At 37.0% G+C, this 3,077-nt stretch carries 2 protein-coding genes; one reads left to right on the top strand and one right to left on the bottom strand.

Annotation, left to right across the window (positions count from 1 at the left end):
• Nucleotides 1-353: 353 nt before the first annotated feature.
• Complete coding sequence (gene rbr / locus ACYPZI_RS15700) at nt 354-932, bottom strand: rubrerythrin (RefSeq protein WP_459603278.1); 579 nt, start codon at nt 930-932, stop codon at nt 354-356.
• A 230-nt stretch (nt 933-1,162) separates the two neighbouring features.
• On the opposite strand from rbr, the gene ACYPZI_RS15695 reads away from it, so the two are divergent.
• Complete coding sequence (locus ACYPZI_RS15695; protein ID WP_459603277.1) at nt 1,163-2,884, top strand: SulP family inorganic anion transporter; 1,722 nt, start codon at nt 1,163-1,165, stop codon at nt 2,882-2,884.
• The last annotated feature ends 193 nt before the right edge of the window (nt 2,885-3,077 follow it).

The raw sequence follows: 3,077 nt of genomic DNA, 5'->3' as shown, positions 1-3,077 counted from the left end.
GATCTAATGTATCTGATAAGGAGAAAAATAAACTTCTCTGATTATCTTTTTTACTGTATTGTAGCATATAAATCTGCAAGAATTATACCACAAAGATATGAATTCTTGCAGATTTAAACAATTATTTCAAATATTATTTTGCTGATAGTCAGAAGTATGAATGCTATTTAAGGGACGACTAATTATTGGAGAATACCTGCTGCATGGACAGTTATTGTCAACGATAATCAAGAGAAACAATGGCAGGTCTATACTGATAATATCATTGTAATGAATATTATCAATAGAGTTGAAAATATTTGACTAGTCCTAAATAAGCGTTACAGGTTTATTTAGGACTAGTCAGTTTCAAATTAGAAATTCCATTTCAATGGTTCGAAATAAGCTTGTGGGTGCAAACAGGCAGGGCATGTTTTAGGTGCATTCTTGCTGTTGATAACAAATCCACAGTTACGGCATTGCCAATCGATAGCTTCAGTACGGGAGAATACTCCGTTGCTTTGGACACGTGCCAAAAGAGCTTTGTAGCGGTCTTCGTGCATGTTCTCCACTTTACCAATCATACGGTACATTACAGCAATTTCTTTAAAACCTTCTTTTTCTGCAATATCAGCAAAAGCGGGATAATCTACCGCCCACTCTTCATGTTCGCCGGCAGCAGCTTCTGTCAGGTTTTCTTCTGTTGTACCTATTCTTCCGGCAGGATACATTGCAGTAATTTCTACCATTCCTCCTTCGAGAAATTTAAACATACGCTTAGCGTGTTCCTTTTCCTGGTCTGCCGTTTCAAGAAAAATAGCTGCAATTTGCTCATATCCTTCTTTCTTTGCGGCACTTGCAAACATAGTATAACGCATTCTTGCCTGAGACTCTCCTGCAAACGATTTCAACAGAGATTTTTCGGTTTCTGTTCCTTTAATACTTTTTTCCATAACTAATGATAGTCTTTATATAAATGATAGTTTATACAAAACTAACATTTATTATGTCTATATCAAATGATTTAGTACCTTTGCATTCTTAAAAAATTATAATTACATTCTATTTCAATAAGACAGAAAGTGTTTTGTAACCTATAATTCGATAAAAAAGCAACGATTATTTAACACTGGTTTTTTGTATAAATAGATTAAAAATATTAATTTATTTCCTTCGTTCTGATATGAAAAATAAACAACGTCTCGAAAACATCAGGAAGGACTTTACGCCTCAGTTTTTTATTTCCCTAAAAACGTATGATAAAAATAAGTTCGTAAAAGACCTGATGGCAGGACTTATAGTCGGCATTGTAGCCCTACCTCTCGCACTTGCATTTGGTATAGCCTCCGGCGTTTCTCCTGAACAAGGTATAATCACAGCTATTATCGCCGGATTTATTGTATCTTTCCTTGGAGGCAGCCGGGTCCAGATAGGAGGACCTACAGGGGCTTTTATTGTTATTGTATATGGCGTTGTTCAGACGCATGGTATAAAAGGTCTGATTATAGCTACAATTATAGCCGGAATCATGTTGGTATTGATGGGAATATTCAAACTTGGAAAAATTATCAAGTTTATTCCCTATCCTATTATTGTCGGATTTACGAGTGGTATTGCTGTAACGATATTTACGACTCAAATAGCAGATATTTTTGGTCTGAATTTTGGGGGAGAAAAAGCTCCGGGCGATTTTATTGGAAAATGGATAATGTATTTTAAGCACTTTGACACTATAAACTGGTGGAATACTTTAGTCAGCATAATTAGTCTTCTCATTATAGTTTTCACGCCCCGTTTTATCAAAAAGGTACCAGGATCTTTAGTGTCTATTATATTGGTAACTATTGGAGTGTATCTACTCAAAACTTATGCCGGTATCGATTCGATAGACACTATTGGCGACCGGTTTAAGATAAATGCAGCCTTGCCTGAAGCCGAAATTCCCAATATAGATATGGCTGCCATAACCGACCTGTTACCCGTTGCTATTACCATAGCAATGCTGGGAGCTATCGAGTCTTTATTATCGGCTACCGTTGCAGATGGGGTAATAGGTGGAGAAAAACATAATTCGAATACGGAACTTATAGCCCAGGGGGTTGCCAACATTGTAACGCCTCTTTTTGGCGGAATTCCTGCAACCGGAGCTATTGCCCGTACTATGACCAACATAAACAATGGCGGACGGACTCCTATAGCCGGCATCGTACACGCTATAGTTTTACTTCTAATATTATTACTATTAATGCCTTTGGCACAATATATACCAATGGCTTGTCTGGCCGGAGTATTGGTCATTGTTTCGTATAATATGAGCGAATGGCGTACATTCAAAGCCTTATTTAAAAATCAAAAATCGGACGTTGCCGTACTATTAATCACATTCTTCCTGACCGTCATATTCGACTTAACGGTTGCAATTGAAGTTGGACTCTTGCTGGCTGTTGTTTTATTCTTGAAGCGAATAAATGAAGTCACACACGTTTCCATTATCAAAAATCAACTTGACCTGACGAATGAAAGTGAATACACTCAGGATGATGAAATCCTGATATTGCCTGACGGCGTTGAGGTTTATGAAATAGACGGGCCTTTCTTTTTTGGTATTGCCAACAAATTCGAGGAAAGTATGCGCATCATCGGAGATAAATCGAAAATAAGGATTATACGTATGCGAAAGGTTCCGTTTATTGATTCCACAGGATTGTATAATCTGGAAAGTTTATGTAAAAAATCGATGAAAGATGAAATACAAGTAATTTTATCGGGAGTAAGGGAAAAAGTACATCAGATGATAGAAAGTTCTAAAATTCCTGCAATGATAGGCGAAGAGAACATCTGCGACAATATTAATCAGGCAATAGCCAGATCGAAAGAAATACTCAATAGCGCTACGAAAAAGTAAAACAGAAAAGAGGGAATACCTTGAACATATCCCCTCTTTTTCAACCATTTAAGTATAGTTTTATTGCTCCTGACTTTGACGGTACCTTTCCCAGTCTAGCCATAGCTGATATTGATTTCCAGCGGTTTATCCCGTATTTTTCGACCAAGTTCCTTTGTAGTGGACGGTGATACAAAGTGTGTGATTTTCTTTC

The organism is Dysgonomonas reticulitermitis (assembly GCF_054601275.1).
Note: the sequence above shows the minus strand (reverse complement) of the source record. Positions and strands in the feature narration are given on the sequence as shown.

What these genes read in the sequence shown, in the direction of transcription:
- rbr (WP_459603278.1), bottom strand. Translation starts at nt 932, where the DNA reads ATGGAAAAAAGTATTAAAGGAACAGAAACCGAAAAATCTCTGTTGAAA.
- ACYPZI_RS15695 (WP_459603277.1), top strand. Translation starts at nt 1,163, where the DNA reads ATGAAAAATAAACAACGTCTCGAAAACATCAGGAAGGACTTTACGCCT.